The following is a 4,107-nucleotide window of genomic DNA, read 5'->3' on the forward strand; positions in this document are numbered from 1 at the left end:
ACAATTGTCTTGCTTGTCTTCACTTCAGGGAGTTTATCGACTTCAATTCCAACCATTTTACAAAGTCCCGTATGCCACTGATTAATGTTTTTTCTGGTATCAAGCAACCACCAGACAACCGCCAAATCGGTTGATTTCACGTAATTGCCGGTCAATTTAAATACAACGAAATCCTTGGGATCGAGATATTTAAATGTTTTCGCGATGACATCCGGTTCATGTCTTTTCAACCAGAGAATTTTACCGATGATGTCCTTTCCAGCCAGACTGGGAGCGCCGCCAGTAATCCTCAGGAACCTCAGTAAACGGAAAATATTGTAACCCTGAACTCTCGGCCATGTCCAGATGAGTTCCCGCATGATATCGCCTGCGCGGCTGTCAACCCACGAAATTGCCCGACGAAGCGGTTCGCCTTCTTTGGAAACGAGTACCAATCCCTGCATCTGCGAAGAAAATGTAACACCGACAATATCCGCCGGATTGATACCGGTCTTTTGAATGACGGCCTTCGATGTTTCGCAGATCGCATTCCACCAATCGTACGGTTCCTGCTCTGCAAAACCGGTCTGCGGCACATAAAGCGGATACTCTTTTTTCGTTGAGCCGATGATATCGCCATAAACTGTCACCAGCATGGCTTTGTTGGAACTGGTTCCCATGTCATGTGCTAAGATGTACTTTTCCATAAAACGCTCCGAGTTTTAGACGAATTATTAATTCTTTAATTATTTGTTCGTTAATTGTCGATACTTCAATATAAACTAAAAATCTGATAAAAAACTGAATGGGAGAAACTATTGAAAATTTTCATATCCGGCAATATTTTTAAATAATATCAAATTTATAAACCTGCGCACATTGGCAATCGACGGTGACCGTGTTGAAAAAATGTTGCCTTTCTTTAAAATATATCTTACAATTACACCGTTATTTTAAATAGGGATAAACCGCGGATAAGCATCACACCGATACTTTATCTCGGAAACAGGCGTTATTTGGAAAAGGATTGATTTCAATAGATGGAATCCCGAAGCTTCGGGACAGACGACTGATACGGCGAATGAATGTTCAAGGCGCTCTTTTATATCGATAGCATGAGACGTTTCTCCTTTGGGAAAACGCATTAGGTTACTTTTAGAAGTAACAGGCGGGAATTTTATTGCCTGTTATTTCATAGGTTTTCCTTAAATATTTCTGAACTGCTCCGTCGTGACATGTGACTGACGGGGCGGAGCCGTGCCCGGAGGAAAGAGAATTATCCACAGATTAACGCAGATTAACACAGATAGAAATGATCCAATCTTTTTTATTGTGTTGATTGATTTTTCTGTTCGTGTACCGTATATCTTCAATATTTGTTTTAGAAGATTACAACTTTTGGTCATTTGAATTTGGGATTTTAGATTTATTTGTTTTTTGGATTTTGTGATTTGGCATTTACTCCGTTATTTGCAATGAAAAATTCCAAAACTCAAGCACGGTCATCTTTGATGAAAATTCCAAAAACCAAGCACCAAATTTCAAGTAAAAACCAATGACCAAAATTCCAATTCTCCAAACGGAAAATCGTAGAGTTGCCGAGTTTTGGTCATTTGAATTTGGGATTTTGGATTTATTTGTTATTTGGGTTTTGTGATTTGTGATTTTAGCGCTTTTTGCTAAAAGTTTGGTAATCGAACATTTTTATCATTCCGAATCGATAATCCAAAATTTACTGTTCCGTCAGGTGCTCAAACCTGTCGGCCGTACGAAATGTGTATATGTTCAGACAATTGTGTAGTTCTTTCAGAGCGGTTGACTCCTGATTTCACTGTCAAAACAAATTTCGCAGGTGACTTTTCAAAACATTTTAATCATTTTATCAAACGTTCCAGTGATTGGAACAATCGATCGAACGACCTGGCAAAATATCCAAATGACTTGCAAACTTTTAAAAGTGGTTTGGATAAACATCCAAATGACCTGCAAACTTTTGTAAGTGGTTTGGACAAACATCCGGATCATTTGACAACTTTGGAAAATGACTTGGTAAAACATCCAAATGATCTGGAAACTTTCGCAAATGAATAAATTACTTGTCCAAATGACTTGAGTAAACTGTTAGGCGACATGTGAAATTATTTTAAAAGGCTGGATGAAATTTTAGATTGGGTATCAGATTACTCAACGGGATCGGTAAAACTGATGGATATTCTCCCGGATTGATCAACAGAACCCGTTAACAGACAATTGAATTTACTTATGTGTGCGAATCGCCGAAAACATGAATAATATGGAAAACGAAACATTCCAAGAAACAGCCAAACCGCCGAAACTGCTGGATCAGGTCAGATCGGCGATTAGAATGAAGCATTACAGTTATCGGACAGAACAGGCTTATGTACTCTGGATTACGCAGTATATCCTTTTCCATAACAAACGGCATCCGAAAGATATGAATGAAATGGAAATCAGACAATTCCTGAACCATTTGGCCGTAAATAGGAATGTGTCGGCTTCAACCCAGAATTCACCCCGTGAGATATTCCTATGAAGTATTACGTATATATCCTACAATCAAAAAAGGATGAGAATTTTTATGTCGGTTTTACGAACAATTTAATTCGGAGAATCAAAGAACATGTTGATGGTCGCGTTACCTCAACGATGAAGCGATGTCCGCTTGAACTTGTTTATTGGGAAGGATGCCTGAATCAACATGATGCAACCAGGCGTGAAAAGTATTTAAAAAGCGCTTGGGGGAAATGATATATCAAAAACCGATTAAGAAATTATCTCACGGGGTAAAGGCGTTGTGCGCGATTGCGTTTTTATACAAGCATGTTCTGAACATTGAATTGGGCGCATTCGGTCAGATTGCATGGGCAAAAAGGTCGAAGCGTCTACCAGTCGTTTTCTCTCAGTCCGAAGTCAAGAGAATTTTGAATGAATTGTCCGGTGAATCTAAACTGATGGTTACTTTACTCTATGGCGCCGGATTAAGATTGAATGAATGCCTGGATTTACGTATCAAGGATGTTGATTTTGAATACAGACAGATAATAGTTCGGGATGGCAAAGGGGGGAAGGATCGGGTCACAATTTTGCCAGAATCGGTTATTGAACTGTTACAACAACAGGTTGACAGAGTTATCAAAATTCATCAGAAAGACATTCAGGAGGGATATGATTCGGTATATCTGCCTTTTGCTTTGGAGCGAAAGTATCCAAATGCCGGTAGAGAGATTGGTTGGCATTATTTATTTCCAGCGAAAGATGTATCCACCGATCCAAGAACGGGAATTGTACGTAGGCATCATCTGCATGAATCTGTACTACAGCGTGCGGTGAAAGAGGCGATTAGTAAAGCCGGAATCTATAAACATGGCGGCTGTCATACTTTCCGGCATAGCTTTGCTACCCACCTTTTAGAGGATGGTGTGAATATTCGTACAGTCCAGGAATTATTAGGTCTATTATTAACAGTTTAGAATAGTATGAGATTAATAAAATCAATAATAATTGTATTGCTGATATTTCTAATTAATTGCGACTATACGACAAAACCAAATGAGTCTGAAAATTCACTAATAACTGATTATATACAATTATCTTATGATTGTGATTATCTGGATACATTAAGGGTATTAGATGTTGATTTTACATATATATATCATAGTGAAGGGATTGGATTTCAGTTATTTAGTTATTCATATATTTTAAGAGATATTAGAACAGGAATTGGTTACGGTTCTTTTTGGGAAATGGGAAGAAAAAGATCTCCTATAAATTCAAGGGGAGAATTACCAATTCTATCTTTCTATACAGATTGTAATATTTTAGATACTCTTAATTATTCAAGATTAGTTGACATTTCTAAACGAGATACTTTTTATCAAAGATTCGAGTTTACATTAAAAGGATTTTTCAGTGATTCCTCTTTTTCCGATGTTGAAGATACTCTCAATTTAGAATCGTTTGAGTATAGTTATATAGATACGATTTTAATTGTCAAGTAAGACCTAACCATTGGAGTGTCTCGTCCTGAAATAGGTTGACAACAAAAGAGGAGAAAGAAGCAATGTCAACCAGGACAAGTTTTCGTTACAGTAATGCATTTAAGCAGAA

Annotated in this window: 6 protein-coding genes; 5 read left to right on the forward strand and 1 reads right to left on the reverse strand. The window is 37.8% G+C overall.

The features are described from left to right. Positions 1–686: hypothetical protein (locus COT43_08765; GenBank protein PIS27775.1), on the reverse strand; the 686-nt coding region annotated here is incomplete at its 3' end. Between the two features lie 1,108 nt (positions 687–1,794). Here COT43_08765 and COT43_08770 point away from each other — a divergent pair. The 5 genes from COT43_08770 to COT43_08790 all read left to right on the forward strand — a co-directional run bounded on the left by COT43_08770 (position 1,795) and on the right by COT43_08790 (position 3,998). Further along, complete coding sequence (locus COT43_08770) at positions 1,795–2,070, forward strand: hypothetical protein (protein ID PIS27776.1); 276 nt, start codon at positions 1,795–1,797, stop codon at positions 2,068–2,070. Positions 2,071–2,272: 202 nt separating this feature from the next. Beyond that, entirely contained in the window at positions 2,273–2,533 is a 261-nt protein-coding gene (locus tag COT43_08775) for a hypothetical protein (GenBank protein ID PIS27780.1), read from the forward strand. Then, a complete protein-coding gene (locus tag COT43_08780) occupies positions 2,530–2,748 on the forward strand; it encodes an excinuclease ABC subunit C (GenBank protein PIS27777.1) in 219 nt (72 codons plus the stop codon). The genes COT43_08775 and COT43_08780 overlap by 4 nt, the downstream gene beginning before the upstream one ends. After that, a complete protein-coding gene (locus tag COT43_08785; protein ID PIS27778.1) occupies positions 2,745–3,470 on the forward strand; it encodes an integron integrase in 726 nt (241 codons plus the stop codon). Before COT43_08780 ends, COT43_08785 begins: the two co-directional genes overlap by 4 nt. 6 nt (positions 3,471–3,476) lie before the next feature. After that, on the forward strand, positions 3,477–3,998 hold the full coding sequence (locus tag COT43_08790; GenBank protein ID PIS27779.1) for a hypothetical protein: 522 nt from the start codon (positions 3,477–3,479) through the stop codon (positions 3,996–3,998). Positions 3,999–4,107 lie beyond the last annotated feature (109 nt).

The sequence above is a fragment of the Candidatus Marinimicrobia bacterium CG08_land_8_20_14_0_20_45_22 genome (genome assembly GCA_002774355.1).
GTDB lineage: Bacteria > Fidelibacterota > UBA2242 > UBA2242 > UBA2242 > 0-14-0-20-45-22.

Excerpts from the sequence above, each read along its gene's own strand:
- COT43_08790 (PIS27779.1), top strand. The coding sequence starts at position 3,477 with ATGAGATTAATAAAATCAATAATAATTGTATTGCTGATATTTCTAATT.
- COT43_08780 (PIS27777.1), top strand. The coding sequence starts at position 2,530 with ATGAAGTATTACGTATATATCCTACAATCAAAAAAGGATGAGAATTTT.
- COT43_08775 (PIS27780.1), top strand. The coding sequence starts at position 2,273 with ATGGAAAACGAAACATTCCAAGAAACAGCCAAACCGCCGAAACTGCTG.
- COT43_08785 (PIS27778.1), top strand. The coding sequence starts at position 2,745 with ATGATATATCAAAAACCGATTAAGAAATTATCTCACGGGGTAAAGGCG.